Here is a 755-nt window from a genome sequence, read left to right on the forward strand (position 1 = left end):
CCTTCGGCCTACGGCCGAAGGCTCATGAAAGACCGAACACTAACGCTCGGCACTGTCCAAGAAATCCAAGCGGTTCAGTCGCCCGTGTTGCCCGCAACCCGACCGTCCAGGTTTTCCAGTGCATCGCCGACGTTGCGATACGCGACTTGCTTCGAGCCGTCCGCGGAATCGGTCAGGCTGTACGTCGGCGCGGATACCCCGCCGTTCGCATCCACCGACGAGCCGCCACCCAGCGCATTTGCCACGCTCTGCGCCGTGCCATGCAGTTGACCGCCGTTGATCGCATCCTTGCTCTGCGCGCTGACCTGACCCGCCTTCACGTTCGTGAGCGTCGTGCCTTCCGTGCCGCCGAGCGTCGCTTTCGACTTCGTCGCATCGTCGTACGTCATCGCCAAGGACGTCATGCCCTTGTTCGGGTCGTTCGGATCCACCTGCGTGACCAGGCCTGCTTCCTTCAACTGGCCAAGGTTCACCGCATCCTTGTCAGCCTTACCCGCCGCTACGTTCGACAGGATCGTGCCGCCCGCGCCCGCGAGCGTGGCCTTGCCGTGGTTCGGCGTACCGTCCGCGTTCTTGTCGTACGTCACTGCAGCACGCGTGTGACCATCGCCATCCACCAGGCCCGTGTTCGTGAACGCGTTCTTGATGTTCGTGATGTCGCCCGTGTTGCCCGCAACTCGACCGTCCAGGTTTTCCAGTGCGTCGCCGACGTTGCGATACGCGACTTGCTTCGAGCCGTCCGCGGAATCGGTCAG

General features: G+C 63.4%; 1 pseudogene. It reads right to left on the reverse strand.

Annotation, left to right across the window (positions count from 1 at the left end):
- Positions 1–74: 74 nt before the first annotated feature.
- Positions 75–755 (reverse strand): annotated as a pseudogene (locus WS61_RS23835) (hypothetical protein); the annotation flags it as partial.

The organism is Burkholderia sp. ABCPW 11, assembly GCF_001523445.1.
Lineage (GTDB): Bacteria > Pseudomonadota > Gammaproteobacteria > Burkholderiales > Burkholderiaceae > Burkholderia.